The 19,150-nt window shown below is 74.6% G+C and carries 13 protein-coding genes and 1 pseudogene; 13 read left to right on the top strand and 1 reads right to left on the bottom strand.

The genetic code is table 11. The annotated features are described in order from the left end of the window. Window positions 1-33: 33 nt before the first annotated feature. The 10 genes and pseudogenes from J2S44_RS30200 (at window position 34) to J2S44_RS30245 (ending at window position 15,561) form a co-directional block, all read left to right on the top strand. Window positions 34-1,377 carry a sulfatase-like hydrolase/transferase gene (locus J2S44_RS30200; protein ID WP_310420807.1) on the top strand — a complete coding sequence of 448 codons (1,344 nt, stop codon included), beginning with the start codon at window positions 34-36 and terminating at the stop codon, window positions 1,375-1,377. A gap of 66 nt (window positions 1,378-1,443) precedes the next feature. Beyond that, window positions 1,444-1,665, top strand: coding sequence for a hypothetical protein (locus J2S44_RS30205; RefSeq protein WP_310420809.1), 222 nt, complete (start codon window positions 1,444-1,446; stop codon window positions 1,663-1,665). Window positions 1,666-1,844: 179 nt separating this feature from the next. Beyond that, window positions 1,845-3,407: pseudogene (locus J2S44_RS30210) on the top strand (replication-associated recombination protein A); the annotation flags it as partial. Between the two features lie 1,153 nt (window positions 3,408-4,560). After that, window positions 4,561-9,411 (top strand): hypothetical protein, encoded by a 4,851-nt coding sequence (locus J2S44_RS30215; RefSeq protein ID WP_310420810.1) that lies wholly within the window; start codon window positions 4,561-4,563, stop codon window positions 9,409-9,411. Between the two features lie 124 nt (window positions 9,412-9,535). Next, window positions 9,536-9,988 (top strand): DUF948 domain-containing protein, encoded by a 453-nt coding sequence (locus J2S44_RS30220; RefSeq protein WP_310420811.1) that lies wholly within the window; start codon window positions 9,536-9,538, stop codon window positions 9,986-9,988. 27 nt (window positions 9,989-10,015) lie between these two features. After that, window positions 10,016-10,312 (top strand): hypothetical protein, encoded by a 297-nt coding sequence (locus J2S44_RS30225; protein ID WP_310420813.1) that lies wholly within the window; start codon window positions 10,016-10,018, stop codon window positions 10,310-10,312. Continuing rightward, complete coding sequence (gene alaS, locus J2S44_RS30230) at window positions 10,309-12,990, top strand: alanine--tRNA ligase (protein WP_310420815.1); 2,682 nt, start codon at window positions 10,309-10,311, stop codon at window positions 12,988-12,990. The genes J2S44_RS30225 and alaS overlap by 4 nt, the downstream gene beginning before the upstream one ends. A gap of 92 nt (window positions 12,991-13,082) precedes the next feature. Beyond that, a complete protein-coding gene (ruvX, locus tag J2S44_RS30235) occupies window positions 13,083-13,544 on the top strand; it encodes a Holliday junction resolvase RuvX (protein WP_310420817.1) in 462 nt (153 codons plus the stop codon). Continuing rightward, on the top strand, window positions 13,544-14,737 hold the full coding sequence (gene mltG / locus J2S44_RS30240) for an endolytic transglycosylase MltG (RefSeq protein ID WP_310420819.1): 1,194 nt from the start codon (window positions 13,544-13,546) through the stop codon (window positions 14,735-14,737). Before ruvX ends, mltG begins: the two co-directional genes overlap by 1 nt. Further along, on the top strand, window positions 14,734-15,561 hold the full coding sequence (locus J2S44_RS30245; RefSeq protein WP_310420820.1) for a shikimate dehydrogenase: 828 nt from the start codon (window positions 14,734-14,736) through the stop codon (window positions 15,559-15,561). Before mltG ends, J2S44_RS30245 begins: the two co-directional genes overlap by 4 nt. A gap of 18 nt (window positions 15,562-15,579) precedes the next feature. Here the strand turns inward: J2S44_RS30245 and J2S44_RS30250 are convergent, their stop codons facing one another. After that, window positions 15,580-16,794: a multidrug effflux MFS transporter gene (locus J2S44_RS30250; RefSeq protein ID WP_310420822.1), complete on the bottom strand. Its 1,215-nt coding sequence runs from the start codon at window positions 16,792-16,794 to the stop codon at window positions 15,580-15,582. Between the two features lie 79 nt (window positions 16,795-16,873). On the opposite strand from J2S44_RS30250, the gene J2S44_RS30255 reads away from it, so the two are divergent. The 3 genes from J2S44_RS30255 (at window position 16,874) to J2S44_RS30265 (ending at window position 19,107) form a co-directional block, all read left to right on the top strand. Continuing rightward, window positions 16,874-17,326: a MarR family winged helix-turn-helix transcriptional regulator gene (locus J2S44_RS30255; RefSeq protein ID WP_310420823.1), complete on the top strand. Its 453-nt coding sequence runs from the start codon at window positions 16,874-16,876 to the stop codon at window positions 17,324-17,326. A gap of 102 nt (window positions 17,327-17,428) precedes the next feature. After that, on the top strand, window positions 17,429-18,607 hold the full coding sequence (gene aroC, locus J2S44_RS30260; RefSeq protein ID WP_310420825.1) for a chorismate synthase: 1,179 nt from the start codon (window positions 17,429-17,431) through the stop codon (window positions 18,605-18,607). Continuing rightward, window positions 18,604-19,107 carry a shikimate kinase gene (locus J2S44_RS30265; RefSeq protein ID WP_310420827.1) on the top strand — a complete coding sequence of 168 codons (504 nt, stop codon included), beginning with the start codon at window positions 18,604-18,606 and terminating at the stop codon, window positions 19,105-19,107. Before aroC ends, J2S44_RS30265 begins: the two co-directional genes overlap by 4 nt. The last annotated feature ends 43 nt before the right edge of the window (window positions 19,108-19,150 follow it).

Raw genomic sequence — 19,150 nt, forward strand, 5'->3', positions numbered from 1 at the left:
GATTCGGGGTGAAACAACCCTGATCATCGTCTGATGACAGTAACTCGTCGCGCTGCGGCGGCTGCCCTGCTCGCCGGCCTCACGATGCTCACGGCCGCACCCGCCGTGACGGCCGCCCCGGTCGCGCCACGCCGGCCGAACGTCCTGCTGGTCGTGCTGGACGACGCCGGCCTCGGCCAGATCGACGTCATGCGGCACACGCGGGCCTGGCTCGGCCGGACCGGCCGCGACTACACGCACGCGGTCGCGACCACGCCGTCCTGCTGCCCGAGCCGTTCGTCGATCCTCAGCGGGCGGTACGTGCACAACACCGGCGTCCTCCAGCAGGACCGGATCGGCGTCTACGACCACGACCGGACGCTCCAGCACGACCTCAAGCGGGCCGGGTACGCCACCGCGGCGGCCGGGAAGCTGTTCAACGGGTGGGAACTCGCGAAGAAGCCGCCGCACATCGACCACTGGGCGCTGCAGCACGGCGGGTACGTCAAGGCGCACTTCAACGTGGACGGGACGGACGTCTACCCGCCGTACTCGACCACGTTCACCGGCCGGCAGGTGACCGGCTACATCGACCGGTTCGAGAAGAACGACGACACGCCGTGGTTCATCCACGCCGGGTTCGTCGCGCCGCACTCGCCGTACACGGCCGAGCCGAAGTACGCCGACGTGAAGCTGAGCTGGCGGTCCAACCCGGCGACGCGCGAGAAGGACCGGTCGGACAAGCCCGCGTACGTGCGCCGGTACCGGGTCACCGCGGAGGAGGGGGCGCAGACCGCGATCGCGCAGATGCGCACGCTGCTCTCCGTCGACGACCAGATGGAGGCGATCCGCCGCCGCCTCGCCGCGACCGGCGAACTCGACGACACGCTCGTCGTCTTCCTGTCCGACAACGGAAAATCCCTCGGCGAACACGGCCTGCCCACGAAATTCGTCCCCTACCAGGGCTCGGTCCACGTACCGCTGCTGCTCTGGTGGCCCGGCCACGTGCCCGCCGGACGCGACTCCCGGGTCGCGCCGCTGATCGACGTCGCGCCCACGGTGCTGGAACTCGCCGGGCTCTCGCCCAGCTACCGGGTCGACGGCCGCAGCCTGCTCACCGGCCCGCGCCGGACCGGCGTGCTCCTCGAGTACTGGTACGACAAGGCCAACGGTAACGTCCCGACCTGGGCGTCCACCTACGCGCCCGGCGCATACCAGTACATCGAGACCTACGACGGGCCGCGCGTCGACCGGGAGTACTACGACCTGCGCCGCGACCCCTGGCAGCTGACCAACCTGCTCGGCGACGGGCGCGCCGCCGGCGACCCGGACGTGCGGTCGCTCGCCGCCGCGCTCGCCCGCGCCCGGACCTGCGCCGGAGCCGCCGACTGTCCGTGAATGAGATTTCGCGCGGCTGGGTACAGCGAGTGCAACCTCTTAAATACACCCCTCCCGGAGGATGGCATGCTGGCTCTCATCGCCGCCGGAGTCTTCGGCTTCGCGCTCCTGATCGACCTGCTGAACACCAATTTCGGCGCCCCCGACCTCTTCAACTGGAACACGCTGGTCCTGATCGGCCTGTTCCTGCTCGCGCTCTACCTGGGCGGCGTCGGCTCCGGCCCGCGCAGCGGCACCGGCACCGGTGGTGGCCGCCGCTACTTCGGCCGCCGCCCCGGCCGCGGCTGACAACCGAAGATCACATTCACTCAGCGGTACGACAGCCCGTCCCCTTCCCCGCTCCGAGGCCCACGGCCCGAGCGTCGAAGCGGGCGGGCTGTCCCGCGCGTACCCCCTGATCTGGATCTTCCTTCGGGGTGGGGTCCGGCGTGTGAGCACGGGGAAGCGTGGGCGGTATCGTTCGTGGAGTGGAGGTCGAGGGGCTGTTCACCGTCACCGAAACGGGCGGCGTCAGCGTGACGCCGGACCGGCACGGCACCGGCTCCACCAATGATGCGCAGGGTGCCAGTTTCGTCGCGCCCGGTGAGGACTCGCCGCTCGCGGTCCGCATGCGCCCCCGCACCATCGACGAGCTCGTCGGCCAGGCGCACCTGCTCGCGCCCGGTGCACCGCTGCGCCAGCTGGTCGGCGGCGACACCCCGATGTCCGTCATCCTCTGGGGCCCGCCCGGCAGCGGCAAGACCACCATCGCGCACCTCGTCGCCGGCGCCACCAACCGCCGCTTCGTCGCCATGTCCGCGCTCTCCGCCGGCGTCAAGGACGTCCGCGCGGTGATCGACACGGCCCGCCGCGAGCGCCGCTACGGCGGCCCGCCCACCGTGCTGTTCATCGACGAGGTGCACCGCTTCAGCAAGACCCAGCAGGACTCGCTGCTCGCCGCCGTCGAGGACCGGACCGTCACGCTGCTGGCCGCCACCACGGAGAACCCGTACTTCTCGGTCATCTCGCCGCTGCTGTCCCGGTGCGTGCTGCTCACGCTGCACCCGCTCACCGAGGACGACGTCCGCGGCCTGATCGGACGCGCGCTGACCGACCCGCGGGGTCTCGACGGCGCGCTCACGCTGGCCGACGACGCGCTGGAACACCTGATCCGGCTCGCCGCCGGCGACGTGCGCAAGGCGCTGACCGCGCTCGAGGCCGCCGCGTCGTCCGCGCTCGCCCAGTCCGCGACCGAGATCGACCTGGCCACCGCGGAGCAGGCCGTGGACGTGGCCGCGGTCCGCTACGACCGGGCCGGCGACGCCCACTACGACGTGACCAGCGCGTTCATCAAGAGCATGCGCGGCTCCGACCCGGACGCGGCACTGCACTGGCTGGCCCGCATGCTGGTGGCCGGCGAGGACGCCCGGTTCATCGCGCGCCGCCTGGTCATCTTCGCGTCCGAGGACGTCGGCATGGCCGACCCGACCGCGTTGCAGGTCGCCACCGCGGCTGCCCAGGCCGTACAGCTGATCGGCCTGCCCGAGGCGGGCCTGAACCTCTCCCAGGCCGTCATCCACCTCGCCACCGCGCCGAAAAGCAACAGCGCCACCACCGCGCTGTCCACCGCGATGGCGGACGTGCGCGCCGGCAAGGGCGGCCCGGTGCCGCGCCACCTGCGCGACGCCCACTACCCGGGCGCGAAGGGCCTGGGCCACGGCACCGGCTACCGCTACCCGCACGACGACAGCCGGGGCGTGGTGCGCCAGCAGTACGCCCCGGACGACCTGGCGTCCGCGGAGTACTACCAGCCGACGGACCGCGGCTTCGAGCGCGCGGTGGCCGAACGCCTCCCGAAGCTCCGCCGCGCCGTCCGCGGCACCCCGATGCCACCCCGCCGCGACCCCGCCCCGGCCACTCAGCCGCCCACCTCCTCCCCGGCCCCTGCCGCCGTGCCGGGTCCCGGTGCGCCGAGTCCCGGTGCGCCGAGTCCGGGAGGTCCGGGTGCGGTGAGTCCCGGTGCGTCGGGTGCCGATGCGTCGGGTGCCGGGACGGCGGACGGCAGCCGGGCGGGTGCCGCCGTCGCCGGCGCAGCGAACGCACCGGCGACGATCGCCGCACCCATCGGCGACCCGTCCGGTCCGGCCGCGGAGGGCGCGGTTGCCGCGTCCGCCGGTGGCGCATCCGGTCCGGCTGCGGTATCCGCCGGTGGCCCTCCGGCGACGAGCGCGTCCGAGGCAATCGCCGGCGGTGCGGCCGGCCCACTGCCGGACGGCGTGGATGCGGCGTCTACCGGCGTCCCGGCCGGTCCGGTTCCGGAGAGCGTGGGCGTGGCGTCCGCCGATGGTGCGGCCGATCCGGCGGTGGAGAGCACGGATGCGGCTTCCGTCGGTGGCGCGGCCGGTCCGGCGGCGGAGAGCGCGGACGTGGCGTCCACCGGCGGCGAGGCCGACCCGGTGCCGGAGAGCGCGGTCGCGGTGTCCGGTGGTGGCGTGGCCGGTGTGGCGGCGGGTGGGGTGGCTGGTCCGGCGGCGGATGATCGGCGGGCCGCGGCGAGCGGGCCGGACCTGTCGGGCGCGACACCCGCGGGTGACGCGGACGGTCCGGCGGTGGACGGCGAGACGTCCGGGGCCGCACCCGGTGAGCCGTCCGGCGGCGCGGGGAAGGCCGCGGGCCGGCGAGGAAAAGCCGCTGGCCGGCGGCGTGCGACCGCGCCACCGGCGGAGGACGGCGCGTGAGCCCGGAGGCGGCGCGCACGTGGTGGTTCGGCACGGCGGACGACCGTCACCGGCCGTCCGGCGGTGGCGAAAACCGGCGGCGTGGCGCACGCTCGCTAGGGGGCTCCGGCCATCCGGGCGCGTGGCGGCGGCCCGGAGTGACGTCGCTCACCGTCCCGGTGGGCGGCGGGCGCGTGGCCTGCGGGCCCATGAGACGGGCCCGGCCCGGCCGCGGCCGGACGTGGACGGCGGCGGGCGAACGGTTTGTAGCTTGGTGGGTCACGCCCCGGGCGTACCGGGTCAGCCCGGCCGCTGCCCGGCCGATCGGTACGGGGCACGGCCGGGCGGCGAGCGCGGGTGTGACGGAACGAGACCTCGCCGGTCCGGGCACGACCGGGCGGGGTACAGGAGCCACGGCCGGTGCGGCCGTGGCCGGCAGGACGTCGGCGATCGACCGCATGTCGGTGGAGACAGAGAGAGTGGTTGCGTGAGGGCACGGGGTTCGGACGGTGCGGACGACGGCCAGGAGGCCGGCGGCCAGAAGCGCGGGCGCCGGTGGGGCATCGGCCGATCCGGCACGCCCGAGAGCGCGCCGCCGGCCGAGGAGGTCTCCGGCGAGGAGACCGGCTGGCTCGACGACCTTCGCACCGCGAAGCAGTCCAACGTCGATCTGAGTGACGGCGCGCCCGCACTCCCGGCCGGCGCCGGCTTCCCCGCCGCGCCCGACCTGGCCCCGGACGACGACATCAACGCCGCGGGCGGTCCCGGTGCCGTGGGCGGCGCCGCCGGCCCGCGCCCCGATCAGAACGCCGGACCCGGCGAGAACCCGGGCGGCCGCTTCGGTGCCGGCGGCCCGGCGCCGCGCCCGCGACCCGGCGCGGAGCCGGGCGCGATCCCGCAGCAGGGCGCGCGCGTGCCGTTCGGCGGCCCGGACAACGCTCCCGGCGGTCCCGGCCACGGCGCTCCCGGTCCCGGTGGCCACGCCGGCCCCGGTGGTCCTGGCGGCCCCGGTGGTCCCGGCCCCGGTGCCCCCGGCCGGCGCGTGGGCGGCCCGGACGGCGGCCCCGAGGGCGGTCCTGGCGGCTTCGGCCCGGGCGGACAGAGTGGCTTCGGCCCGAGTGGCCCGGGTGGCCCCGGCGGTTTCGGTCCCGGTGGTCCGGCAGGTGCCGACGGCCCCGGTGGCTTCGGCGGCCCGGCGGGTCCCGGCGGCCCGGGTGGTTTCGGCCCGGGTGGCCCGGCGGCGGCCGGTGGTCCCGGTGCGTTCGCTCCGGCCGGTCAGGCGGGACCCGGTGGACCCGGCGGGTTCGGGCCCGGCGGTCCCGCGGGCGCGGCCGGTCCCGGTGGACGCCGGCCGGGCGGCCCGGACGGCGGTGTCGGCGGCGAGCCGAACAGCGGCGAGATCCGCGGCGGGCGTGCCGCGGCCGGCATGGGCCCGCAGAACGGACCCTTCGGCGGCGGCCGGGCGGCCGCGCCGCAGGGCCCGCCCTACGGTGGCGAGCCCGGCGGTTACGACCAGGGCGGCCGTCGCCCGGGCGGCCCCGAGCAGGGTGGCCCGTTCGGTGGCGAGCCCGACGGCCGGCGCGCGGCCGGCCCCTACGGCGGCGAGCCGGCCAGCGGTGAGATCCGCGCGGGCCGGCGTGCGGCGCCGGACGGTGCGCCGAGCGGCCCGTACGGCGCAGCCGGCCCGTTCGGTGGCGAGCCGCCCAGTGGCGAGATCCGCGCGGGCCGGCGTGCGGCGCCGGACGGTGCGCCGAGCGGCCCGTACGGCGGCGAGCCGGCCAGCGGTGAGATCCGCGCGGGCCGGCGTGCGGCGCCGGACGGTGGCGAGCCGGCCAGTGGCGAGATCCGCGCGGGCCGGCGTGCGGCGCCGGACGGGGCGCCGAGCGGCCCGTACGGCGCCGGTGAGCCCGGTGGCCGGCGCGGCGCGGGTGAGCCCTACGGTGACGAGCCGACCAGCGGTGAGATCCGCGCCGGGCGGCGGCGTGCGGCCGAGCCCGGTGCCCCGGAGCAGCGTGGCGCCGGCTTCGGCGGGGACGCGCGCGGTGCCGCGCCCTACCCGGCGCCGCGTCGTGGCGACGACCAGCCCGGCGATCGGCGTCCGGGCCCGGCGGGTCCGCCGGCGGCCCGGCACTCCGGTCCCGGCGAGGCCGCGCCGGACGGGCTCATCGACATGCGGTCCACCGCCGCCACCAACGAGGAGATGGGTGCCGGTAACCCGCACTCGTGGGCGTTCACGCCGTCCCGGCAGAACCCCGAGGTGAGCCGGCGTGGCGGCGCGGGCGGTTCGCGGTCCCGGTTCGCCGGCCCGGCCGACCAGCCGGACGAGCTGCCGGCCTCCGGTAACGCCCCGGCGCTGCCGCCGGGCGCGGTGGCGCCGGTCTCCGGCGGCCGCTCCGGCCCGGTGGGCAGCCGGCCCGACCACGGCGGCGGCCCGCACAGCGCGGGCCCCGGCGGTCCCGGTGCGGTGCGCGACCGGTTCGGTGACGGCGGGCGGGACGCGGACGGCGGCCGGGGCTTCGGCCCGGCCGGTCCCGGCGCCCCCACGCGTCCCGGCGCGGACGGCCCGCCGCCCGGCGTGACCGGCATCGACGGGCTCCCGGGCGGCCGGCACGGCGGCCCGGACGGCGGTCGCGGCGCACGTCCCGGCTTCGACGGCCCGGACGGCGGTCGTGGTGGCCGTCCCGGTTTCGACGGCCCGGACGGCCGTCCCGGCTTCGACGGGCCGCAGGGCGGCCGTCCCGGGGGCCCGCAGGGCGGGCGTCCCGGCATGGACGGCCCGGGCGGCCGCGCGGGCGGGCGGGCGAGTGCGCCGGTGCCGCCGGTCATGCCCGGTCGGCCCGGTGCGACACCGCCGGCCTCGCTGCCACCGGCGGCCCCGGCGCTGCCACCCGGTGTGGAGCCGGTGTCCGGTGCGCCGGGCAGCCCGGCGGGCCCGCGTGCGCCCGGCTCGGGCGCGCCCACGGGCGCGGTCTCCGGCCGTGACCGGTTCCGCGCGTCCCCGGCGGCCGACGGCATCGAGCCGAGCACCGGCCGCGTGCCCGGCCAGCCCACCGGCCCCGGCCGCGCGGGCGTGGCCGGCGCCGCCGGTGTCCCCGGCATGCCCGGTGCGCCGCGCCGCCCCGGCGACGACGAGCCGGGTCGGTCCGGTCCGCGCCCGGGCGAGGACGGCTTCGGCCGGCACGGCGACGGTGACCGTGGCCGTGGCGGCCCGGACGGGCGTCCCGGCGACGGCCGTGGCCCCGGCAGCGGCGAGTTCCGGCAGGTCGGCCACCGGGGCCGGGACGGCTCCGGCCGCACCGGCACCGGTGAGTTCGACCGGGTCGGCATGCGTGGCGACGGCCCGCGCGACGGTGGTCCCGGTGATCAGGGTCGTCGCGGCGGGCGCGGTGGCACGGGTGAGTTCGACCGGGTGGGTATGCGTGGCGAGGGCCCGCGGGACGGCGGCGGTTACGGCGACGGCGAGTCCGGCCGTCGTGGCGGCCGCACCGGCACCGGCGAGTTCGGCCAGGTCGGCATGCGCGGTCCGGGCGACGACGCGCGTCGCGGTCCCGGCCGCGCCGCGGTCCCGGGTCCGGGCGCCGGCGCGCCGGAGGGCCCCGGCGGCCGTAACCCCGCTTCCGCCGGCCCCGCCGGTTTCGTTCCCGGGCGTGACGGCGTTCCCGGCCGCGACGGCGTTCCCGGCCGCGACGGTGGCCCCGGACGTGGCTTCGGCCCGGACGGCGGCGGCCCCGGCGGCTTCGGCCCCGGCCGCGACGGTGCCCCCGGCGCCGGTCGTGGTTTCGGCCCGGACGGCGCGCCCGGCACCCCCGGCCCCGGCCGGGACGGTGGTCCGGGTGCCGGCCGCGAGTTCGGCCCCGGCCCGGACGGTGGCTTCGGCCCCGGCCGCGGTGGTGCCGGTCGTGTCGGTGCCGGCCGGGACGGTGCCGGCCGGGACGGTGCCGGCCGGGACGGTGGCGCGGGCTTCGGCCCCGGCCGCGACGGTGGTCCCGGCGGGTACGGCCCCGGCCGCGACGCCGGTGTCGGCCGAGGTTTCGGGCCCGGCCGGGACGGTGAGCCGGGCGACGGCCGTGGCTTCGGCCCCGGCAGCGACGGTGGGTTCGGTCCCGGGTACGACGGCGGTCCCGGTGGCCGGCCTGATCATGAGGGTGGCCCCGGCGGCCGTGACGGTGGCCCCGGCGGCCCGGATTTTGGCCCGGGCCGCGAGAGCGGCCCGGCCGGCACCGGCGCCCGTGACCACGGTCCCGCCCCGCGTGAGCTAGGCCCGGGCGGCACCGACGCCCCGGCACCGCGCGACGCCGGCGCGCCGGACGGCCCGGGTGGCCGTGCACCGGTCGGCCCCGGCGCCGACACCCTCGCCGGCCCGCGCGAGCCCGGCCCGGCCCGCGCCGCCGTGCGCCCGCCGGGTGCCGAGCCGGCCGCGGCCGGTCAGGCGCCGGGCGTACCCGGTCAGGCCATGGTCCGTCGTGGTCCGCTGCCGGAGGAGGGCAGCCTGGACGCCGCCGCCCGGGCGGTCGCACGCGGTCCTCGGACGCTGCCCGCGGAGATGGCCGCGCTGCCCGGACGGGCGGCCGTGGCCGCGCTGCCGGCCGGCAACGGTGAGGGCGGCCCGCTGGAGAGCGGCGCGCTGCGTCCGGCGGCCGGGCGGGACTCCGTACCGGCGGACGGGGTTGATCCCGAGAAGGAGAAGAAGGCGCGGGAGCAGCGGCAGTTGCGCCTCGGCGCGCTGGTGCTGGCGACCTTGCTGCTGCTCGGCGCGCTGCCGCTCTACTTCGGCATCCGGGCGGCGACGCGGGACCCGGTGTTCAACTCGCTGGACGACCTGGGCGTGCCGGCCTGGGCGGCGCAGAACACGGACGACCAGATCAGCGGCTCGCGGTGGTGCTTCATCGACTGCCGGCTGCGGACCCGGATCGCCGAGTCGGAGCGGGCCCCGGAGGAGACGACGCAGGTGTACCAGGCCGCGCTCGCCGGCTCCGGCTGGCAGCGCTGGGAGGTCGAGGGGTGCCCGGACCAGCCGGGTGTCCAGGGCGACTACTCCTGCTGGCGGCGGGACGAGCTGACGCTGGACCTGTGGATCCGGCCGCCGGCCTGCGCGAACGACGCGCTGGCGCTGCGGCCGTCGGTGGAGGCGACCGTCGAGGGCCAGGAGGCGGCGCCGCCGGTGGATCCGGACTGCCCGGGCGCGGCTGTGTCGATCAAGGTGAACAACGCGATCGGTGACGGCCGCACGCAGCCGCAGGCACCCGTACCGTCGGATCTGATCGGTGAGACGCCGGAGGCGACGTTCGACCTGCCCACCGACTTCCCGACGGACCTGCCGACGCCCGAGGCGACGTAGGACGCGCGGGGACCGCTCCGCCGCGCGGCGGCGTGTCACTGAGGGTAGGGTTCGCACGTTGGCGCAGAGTGGACGGTGTCACCTGCCCGAATACATATACAGCGTGGGATGAAGGGGAAGACGCGTGGACGGTGGAGAGATCGCTGCCCTGATCGGGGCCGGGGCGTTCGCGATGCTCGTTCTGTTTCTGGCGGTGCCGATCCTGCGGCTGCGGCACACGATCGACGCGGCGACCCGGGCGATCAACGATCTGAACGACCGCACGGAGCCCATGCTGCGCAACGTGAACCTCACGATCGAGGGTGTGAACACCACGCTCGACCAGGTGCACACGTCGCTGGACGGGGTGAACGTCCAGCTGGCGAAGGTGGACACGATCACCGGTCACGTGCAGAACGTGAGCGCCAACGTGGCGAACCTGAGCACCGTGGTCTCGGCCGCGGCCGCGAACCCGCTGGTGAAGGTCGCGGCGTTCGGGTACGGCGTGCGCAAGGCCGCCGCCGCCCGCCGCGGTGCCGAGGAGGAGCGCGAGGTCAAGGACGTCCTCAAGGCACGCCGCCGGGCCGGTCGTCGCTAACAGGAACTGGCACGGGAGGATGTTGCTATGAAGCGTCTGCTCTGGCTCGGGATCGGCCTCGGTGTCGGCGTCCTGGTGGTCCGTCAGGTGACGAAGATGGCGCACGCGTACACGCCGCAGGGCATCGCCGAGAGCGCTCAGGAAACCGCTGGCGGCCTCGTCGAGTCCGTGCGTAGCTTCGTCGACGACGTCCGGATCGCGATGGCCGAGCGTGAGCAGGAGATTCACGCCGCCTTCGCCGAGGGCGTGCTGTACGACGACCAGTTCGCCGAGGAGCGGGGCTACCCGCTGGACGGCATCGACACTCAGGAAGGCCGCAGATGAAGACCGCGGAGATCAAGCGACGATACCTGGCGCACTTCGAGGCCAACGGCCACGCCGTGGTGCCGTCCGCTCCGCTGCCGGCCATTGACGACCCGAATCTGCTGTTCGTCAACGCCGGCATGGTGCAGTTCGTGCCGTACTTCCTGGGTCAGCGGCAGCAGCCGTGGCCGCGCGCGGTCTCCGTGCAGAAGTGCATCCGGACGCCCGACATCGACGAGGTCGGCAAGACCTCGCGGCACGGCACGTTCTTCCAGATGAACGGCAACTTCTCGTTCGGCGACTACTTCAAGGCCGGCGCGATCCCGCTGGCCTGGGACCTGATCACCAAGTCGGTCGCGGACGGCGGCTTCGGCCTGGACGCGGACCGCATCTGGGCCACGGTCTACCTCGACGACGACGAGGCGATCGAGATCTGGAAGCAGACCGGCATGCCGGCCGAGCGGATCGTGCGCCGGGGCAAGAAGGACAACTACTGGTCGATGGGCATCCCCGGCCCGGCCGGTCCGTGCTCGGAGCTCTACTACGACCGCGGCCCGGCGTACGGCCCGGACGGCGGCCCCGAGGTGGACGAGGACCGTTACCTCGAGTTCTGGAATCTCGTCTTCATGCAGTACGAGATCACGAACGTGCGCAGCAAGGAAGAGTTCGACATCGTCGGCGAGCTGCCGGCGAAGAACATCGACACCGGCATGGGCCTGGAGCGGATGGCCTCCATCCTGCAGGGCGTCGACAACATGTACGAGATCGACGAGATCCGCCCGGTGCTGGACAAGGCCGCGGCGCTGACCGGCAAGACCTACGGTGCGAACTCCGGGCACGCCGCCTCCGAGTCGCACCCGGACGACGTGCGCCTGCGCGTGATCGCGGACCACGTGCGCACCTCGTTGATGCTGATCGGTGACGGTGTCACGCCGTCGAACGAGGGCCGCGGCTACGTGCTGCGCCGCATCATGCGCCGCGCGATCCGGTCGATCCGGCTGCTCGGCTGGCAGGACAAGGCGCTGCCGGAGCTGCTGCCGGTCGCCCGGGACTGCATGTCGCCGTCGTACCCGGAGCTGGCCGAGGAGTTCGACCGCATCTCGACGTACGCGTACGCGGAGGAGGACGCGTTCCTCGCCACGCTGCGGTCCGGCACCACGATCCTGGACACCGCGATCGCGGAGACCAAGTCGGCGGGCGGCGCGAAGCTCTCCGGTGACAAGGCGTTCCAGCTGCACGACACGTACGGCTTCCCGATCGACCTGACCCTGGAGATCGCGGCCGAGCAGGGCCTGGCCGTCGACGACGAGGGCTTCCGCCGGCTGATGACCGAGCAGCGCACCCGGGCCAAGGAGGACGCGCGGGCGCGCAAGACCGGCCACACGGACGTCTCGGCCTACCGGGGCGTGCTGGAGGACGGCGGCGCGGTCGAGTTCACCGGCTACGCGGAGACGTCGCGGGAGTCCCGGGTGCGCGCGCTGCTGAACAAGGGCGAGCGGCTGCAGTCGGCCGGCGAGGGCGACACGATCGAGCTGGTGCTGGACACCACGCCGTTCTACGCCGAGGGCGGTGGCCAGCAGCCGGACACCGGCCTGATCACGGTCGGCGGCGGCCAGGTCGAGGTCTACGACGTCCAGCAGCCGGTGCCGGGCCTGATCGTGCACAAGGCGCGGGTCGTCCGCGGCGAGGTGCGGCCCGGTGAGTCCGGCTTCGCCGAGATCGACACGAACCGGCGCCGGGCGATCTCCCGCTCGCACACCGCGACGCACCTGGTGCACCAGACGATCCGCAACTTCCTCGGCGAGGCCGCGACCCAGGCGGGTTCGCTGAACGCGCCGGGCCGGCTGCGGTTCGACTTCAACACACCGCAGGCGGTCCCGCCGGCCGTGCTGCACGACGTGGAGCAGCAGGTCAACGAGGTGCTGCTGGCCGACCACGAGGTGCACGCGTTCGTCACCTCGCAGGAGGAGGCGCGTCGCCTCGGCGCGATGGCGCTGTTCGGCGAGAAGTACGGCGACGAGGTGCGGGTCGTCGAGGTCGGCGACTACGCCCGGGAGCTGTGCGGTGGCACGCACGTGGCCCGCTCCGGCCAGCTCGGCCTGGTGAAGATTCTCTCCGAGTCGTCGATCGGGTCCGGGGTGCGCCGCGTCGAGGCGCTGGTCGGCATCGACGCGTTCGGCTTCCTCGCCAAGGAGCACCTGCTGGTGTCCCGCCTGGCGGATCTTTTCCGGATTCCGGCGGATCAGGTGGGGGACCGGGTCGAGCAGACCGTCACGGCGCTGCGGGACGCGGAGAAGGAGCTGGAGAAGCTGCGCGCCCAGGCGGTGCTCGGCGGCGCCGGCGCGATCGCGGACGCGGCCCGGGATCTCAACGGCATCGCCTACGTCGGGGCGGAGGCGCCGGAGGGCGCGGCCGGCAACGACGTGCGCACGCTGGCCATCGAGATCCGCGGGAAGATCGACCAGAAGCGTCCCGCGGTGGTCGCGGTGGCCGCGAAGTCCAACGGCAAGGCGTCACTCATCGTAGCGACGAACGCGGCAGCCCGCGATCGCGGCATCTCCGCGTCGGACCTCGTGAAGGGCGCGCTCGGCGGTCGCGGTGGCGGCAATTCCGAGCTGGCGCAGGGCGGCGGCGTGCCCGCATCGGAGACCGTTAAGCTTCTGGGCGCGATCGAGAGGTCAATTTCCGAGGCCGGCTGATAGCGCCATACGCCGATCGGCCATTACTCTTCGCATCGTGGCCCGATCGACGTCAGGAGGCGCGTGTTCAAGCTTGGCAGAGTGATCCGGCCGTGAGCGAAGGCTTCACTCGCGGAGTTCGCCTGGGCGTGGACGTAGGAGCGGTGCGTGTCGGGGTCGCGGTGTGCGACCCCGACGGCATCCTCGCCAGCCCGGTAGCGACCGTACCCCGTGACCAGAATGCGGCTGATGATGCTGTTCCGGGCGATATGGCGGAAGTTTCGCGCCTCGTCACGGAGCACGACGCGGTCGCGGTCGTCGTGGGACTTCCCGTCGCGCTCAACGGGCGGGAGGGACCAGCGGCGACACTGGTGCGCGCGTACGCCGGACGGCTGGAACGGGTGATCACCCCCGTACCCGTCGTTTTGGCGGACGAGCGTATGTCGACGGTGGTGGCTACCCGTAGGCTGTCCGAGCGAGGCGTTCGGGGGCGGCGTCAGCGTGCGGTCGTCGATCAGGCGGCCGCCGTGGAGATCCTGCAAGGCTGGCTGGACGCGCAGCGGAGGCGCAACTGATGCTGGACGACTTGGAAGCTGCGTTCGACGAGCAGCAGGCCCCCCAGAAGGGGCGGCCGCTGCACCGGCGCAAGAAGAAGCGTGGCGGTGGCGGTAAGTCGGCCATCGCCCTGATCATGGTGGTGCTGATCTTCGGCGGCCTCGCGGGCGCCGGCTACTACGGGTTCGACCGGGTGCGGAACTACCTGACCACCCCGGACTACCCGGGCCCCGGCGAGGGTGAGGTGACGATCGAGGTCAAGAACGGTGACACCGCGACCGCGATCGGCAACACGCTCTACAACGTGGACGTGGTGAAGTCCGCCAAGGCCTTCATCGAGGCGGCCGACGCGAACCCGGACAGCAAGAACATCCAGGTCGGATTCTACAAGGTCAAGAAGCAGATGAAGGCATCCGACGCGGTGCTGGCCCTGCTCGACCTGAACAACCGGGTCTCCACGAAGGTGACCGTCCCCGAGGGCAGCACGTCCTTCGAGATCTTCCAACTGCTCTCCGACGCGTCCGACATCCCGGTCGACGAGTTCAAGGAGGCGGCGAAGGACCCGGAGGCGCTGGGCGTGCCGGACTTCTGGTTCACCCGCGGCGACGAGAAGAAGGTCACCAAGTCGGTCGAGGGTTTCCTGTTCCCGGAGACCTACAACTTCGACCCCGGCCTGACCGCGAAGGAGATGCTCGCGGTGATGGTCCAGCACTTCCTGGACACCACCACCGAGCTCGACTTCGTGAAGAAGGTCGAGGCGCGGGACATCACGCCGTACGACGCCCTGATGGTCGCCTCGCTCTCCGAGGCGGAGTCCGGCGTCGCGGCCGACCTGCCCAAGGTCTCCCGCGTCGTCTACAACACGCTCTACAAGCCCAGCGCGGACATCGGCGGCCGGCCGGTCCTGCGCCTGGACGTGACCATCAACTACGGTCACCAGCTCGAGGGCCGGGACGCCAAGGAGTCGAAGAACATCACCCAGGCCGAGTTGGAGGACGCCTCCAACCCGTGGAACTCGCACCTCAACGAGGGCCTGCCACCGACCGCGATCAACAACCCGGGCAAGGCCGCGCTGGAAGGCGCGATGAGCCCGGCGGAAGGCAACTGGTACTTCTTCGTCGCCATCGACAAGCAGGGCAACTCGGCGTTCGCGGAGACCTACGCCGAGCAGCAGGTGAACGAGCAGAAGGCCCGGGAGGCCGGGGTTCTGTGACGTCCACCCACCGGGCAGCCGTGCTCGGCAAACCGATCGCGCACTCCCTGTCACCCGTGCTCCACAACGCCGGTTACGCGGCCGCCGGGCTGCACGGCTGGGAGTACACCGCGATCGAGTGCGCCGAGTCCGAGCTGCCCGGCCTGGTGGCCGGGCTCGGCCCCGAGTGGCGCGGTCTGTCCGTGACCATGCCGCTCAAGGAGGTCGCCCTCACCGTCGCCGCGGAGGCCTCCCCGGCCGCGGCGGCGCTCGGCGTGGCCAACACCCTGGTCCGTCGGCCCGGCGGCACCTGGTTCGCGGACAACACCGACGTGGTCGGCATGGTCGAGGTCCTGCGCGGCGCCGGCATCACGGACGGCGCCGCCATCGCGCTGCTCGGCGGCGGTGGCACCGCCCGTGCCGCCCTCGGCGCCGCCGCCCGCCTCGGCGGTGCGCCGGTCACCGTCTTCGTCCGCCGCCCCGAGGCCGGCACGGACCTCGCCCCGGTCGCCGCGGCACTCGGCATCCCGTTACGCGTCGCACCCTGGTCGGAGGCCGCCGACCTGAGCGGCTACGACGTCGTGATCTCCACGGTCCCGAAGGGCGCGGCCGACCACCTCGCCGCCGGTCCGCACTGGCCGGCCGGCACGGTCTACTTCGACGTGGTCTACCACCCCTGGCCCACGCCGCTGGCCGCGTGGGCGGCGGCCGGCGGATGCGCGGTGCTGTCGGGCCTGGACCTGTTGCACGCGCAGGCCCTGGGTCAGTTCGCGCAGTTCACCGGCGTGCCGGCGCCGGCCGAGGCGATGCGCGAGGCGCTGGACAAGGCCATCGCGCAGGGCTGACCGGCTCCGGTTCTCTCGTCACGTCCGCGAGCGGGCCAGGGTGAGCACGGTGAGCAGGGCGAGCGTGGAGCAGATCGCGATGACCAGGGTCATCGGGACGGCGCTGCGGTCGCCGCCGAGGCCGACCAGTGGCGCGGCCGCGGCGCCGATCAGCGTCTGGACGGTGCCGAGGAGAGCGGCGGACGTGCCGGCGCGGTTGCGGTGACGGTCGAGTGCCAGGGCCGCGCTGTTCGGGTTGACCATGCCGACCGTGGCCATGAAGCAGAAGAGCAGCACGGTGACGCCGAGCATGCTGGTGAAGGCGGCGGCGGTCAGCAGCGCGAGCCCGGCGACCGCGCCGGCGGCGAGGGAGGACACCAGCAGCCGGCGAGGGCTGAAGCGGTCGAGCAGGCGGCCGTTGAGCTGGCTGGCCGCGACCAGGCCGATCGCGTTCACGCCGAACAGGACGCCGTAGGCGGCGGTGGAGAGGCCGAACACGTCCTGGAGCACGAACGAGGAGCCGGAGAGGTACGCGAAGAGGCCGGCCATGGCCAGGCCGCCGGTCACGGCGTACCCGATGAAGATCCGGTCCTTGGCCAGCACGCGGGTGGTGTCGGCGACGTCGGCGAGCCCGCGGGTGCTGCGGCGTTCCGGCGGCAGCGTCTCCGGGAGCACGCGGACCACCGCGACCGTGATCAGGACGGCGAGCCCGGCCAGCACCAGGAAGATGCCCCGCCAGTCGGTGAACGTCAGCACCAGCGTGCCCAGGCTGGGCGCCAGCACCGGCGCCACGCCGAAGACCAGGGCGAGCTGGGAGAAGTACTTCGCGGCGGCCCGGCCGGAGAAGAGGTCGCCGACGACGGCGCGGGCCACGACCGTACCCATGCCGCCGGCGAAGCCCTGCGCGAAGCGCACCGCGGCGAGTGCGCCGGTCGACGGCACGAACGCGCAGGCCACGCAGAGCAGCGCATAGGCCACCATGCCGATGATCACGGGGGTACGGCGTCCGAGCCGGTCGCTGAGCGGGCCGGTGACCAGCTGGCCGACGGCCATGCCGACCATCAGCGTGGTGAGTGACAGCTGGACCTGGGACGGCGTCGCGTGCAGGTCCGCGGCGATCTCCGGGAACGCGGGCAGGTACATGTCGATCGACAATGGGCCGATCGCGGTGAGCGTGCCGAGCAGCGCCACCAGGGCGAGGGCGGCCCGGCCGCGTGGCGGCGCCGGGGCCGTGTCGACGGTGGTCTGTGACACGCTGGTACGTCCTTCCGGGAGAAAAGCTCTGTGGGCAGACTAGTTGCACAAGGCGATTAAAAGACAGCGGGAGTACGCCATGACCTCGGCGGATGAGATCAGCGACACGCTCGGGCACCTGCACCAGGTGCTGCGCCGGGCGGCCGCCCGGCGCGACGCCGACCGGCTGCCGGACGCGCAGGTCGAGGTGCTCCGGCTGGTCGAGCGGCGGCCCGGCATCTGCGTCCGGGACGCGGCCGAGGCGCTGCGCGCCGCGCCGAACACGGTCAGCACGCTGGTCGGCGACCTCGCGGACGCCGGGCTGATCGCCCGCGAACGGTCGCCGGAGAACCGGCGCCAGGTGCGGCTCACGCTGACCCCGGAGGCGCACCGGCGGATCGGCGCCTACCAGGAACAACGGCGGGCGCTGGTCGCGGACGCGCTGGACCGGCTCGGCGACGACGCCCGCGCCCGGATCGCCGCCGCGGTCCCGGACCTGCACGACCTCACTGCGCTGATCGCCGCTGGCCCGCCGCCGGAACCGGCCGGGTGACCGCGCGGGCCACCGGGGTGGTGGCGGCGTTCATCGGACCGGAGGGTGGGACGGGACGGCCAGCACGTGAGACCGAGACGGGGCCATGACAGACTGTGCGACGTGTTGCGCTGGCTGACCGCAGGTGAATCCCATGGCCCCGCCCTCGTCGCTCTGCTGGAGGGGGTCCCCGCCGGCGTGCGGGTGACGAGCGCCGACATCGGGAAGGAACTGGCCCGTCGCCGCCTCGGCTACGGCCGCGGCGCCCGGATGGCGTTCGAGCAGGACGAGATCGAGATCATCGGTGGGATCCGGCACGGCGTCACGCTGGGCAGCCCGGTCGCGATCCGGATCGGCAACTCCGAGTGGCCCAAGTGGCAGACCGTGATGGCCGCGGACCCGGTCGACCCGGAGGAACTGGCCGGCCAGGCGCGCAACGCGCCGCTGACCCGCCCCCGGCCCGGGCACGCGGACCTGGCCGGCATGCAGAAGTACGGGCACACCGACGCCCGGCCGATCCTGGAGCGCGCCTCCGCGCGGGAGACCGCGGCGCGCGTCGCGGTCGGCACCGTGGCCAAGGCGATCATCGAGCAGACGCTCGGCATCCGGATCGTGTCGCACGTGGTCGAGCTCGGCTCGGTCGCGGCCAAGCCCGGCCTGCAGCCGCACCCGGAGGACTTCGACCGGATCGACGCGGACCCGCTGCGCTGCCTCGACCCCGAGGCGTCCGCGCGGATGGTCGCGGAGGTCGACGCGGCGAAGAAGGACGCGGACACGCTCGGCGGCATCGTCGAGGTGCTGGCCTACGACGTACCGCCGGGTCTCGGTTCGCACGTGCAGTGGGACCGCAAGCTGGACGCGCGGCTGGCCACCGCGCTGATGTCGATCCAGGCGATCAAGGGCGTGGAGATCGGCGACGCGTGGCTGCAGGCCCGCTCGCGCGGCTCGGTCGCGCACGACGAGATCGCGCCGACCGCGACCGGCGTCCGGCGGCTCACCGACCGGGCCGGCGGCCTGGAGGGTGGCATCACCACCGGCGAGCCGCTGCGGGTGCGGGCCGCGATGAAGCCGATCTCGTCGCTCAACCGCGCGCTCTCCACGGTCGACGTCGCCACCGGCGAGGTGGCCACCGCGATCAACCAGCGCTCCGACGTCTGCGCGGTCCCGGCCGCCGCGGTCGTCGCGGAGGCGATGGTCGCGCTGGTGCTGGCCGAGGCCGCCACGGAAAAGTTCGGCGGCGACTCGGCCGACGAGATCCGCCGCAACCTGGCCGGGTACGTCGACCACCTGATCATCCGGTGAGGCCCGCCTGCGTCCTCGTCGGCCTGATGGGCGCGGGGAAGACCACGGTCGGCACCGCGCTCGCCCAGCGTCTCGGCGTCGAGTTCCGGGACACCGACCACGACGTCGAGGCGGTCGCGGGCAAGCCGGTGTCGGAGATCTTCATCGACGACGGCGAGGACCACTTCCGCGCGCTCGAACGGGCGGCGGTCGCGACCGCGCTGGAGACGTTCGACGGCGTGCTGGCGCTCGGCGGCGGCGCGATCCTGGCCGACGAGACGCGGGCCCGGCTGGCCGGCCACACCGTGGTGTTCCTGTCCGTGGACCTGACCGACGCGGTCAAGCGCGTCGGCCTGGGCGCGGGCCGGCCGCTGCTGGCGATCAACCCGCGGGCCACGCTCCGGCACCTGATGTCGCAGCGCGCGCCGCTCTACCGCGAGGTGGCCACGCACGTCGTGGTCACCGACGGCCGCGAGCCCACCGAGATCACCGACGAGATCCTGGCGCTGCTCACGCGCTGACCGCACGCCGGTGCCGGCCGCGAGGGTGGACGTGACGCGGCCG

This window comes from Catenuloplanes niger, from assembly GCF_031458255.1.
GTDB lineage: Bacteria > Actinomycetota > Actinomycetes > Mycobacteriales > Micromonosporaceae > Catenuloplanes > Catenuloplanes niger.

Bases quoted from the DNA above. Each gene is read 5' to 3' on its own strand.
- J2S44_RS30225 (WP_310420813.1), top strand. From the start codon at position 10,016: ATGAAGCGTCTGCTCTGGCTCGGGATCGGCCTCGGTGTCGGCGTCCTG.
- J2S44_RS30255 (WP_310420823.1), top strand. From the start codon at position 16,874: ATGACCTCGGCGGATGAGATCAGCGACACGCTCGGGCACCTGCACCAG.
- alaS (WP_310420815.1), top strand. From the start codon at position 10,309: ATGAAGACCGCGGAGATCAAGCGACGATACCTGGCGCACTTCGAGGCC.
- J2S44_RS30205 (WP_310420809.1), top strand. From the start codon at position 1,444: ATGCTGGCTCTCATCGCCGCCGGAGTCTTCGGCTTCGCGCTCCTGATC.
- mltG (WP_310420819.1), top strand. From the start codon at position 13,544: ATGCTGGACGACTTGGAAGCTGCGTTCGACGAGCAGCAGGCCCCCCAG.
- J2S44_RS30200 (WP_310420807.1), top strand. From the start codon at position 34: ATGACAGTAACTCGTCGCGCTGCGGCGGCTGCCCTGCTCGCCGGCCTC.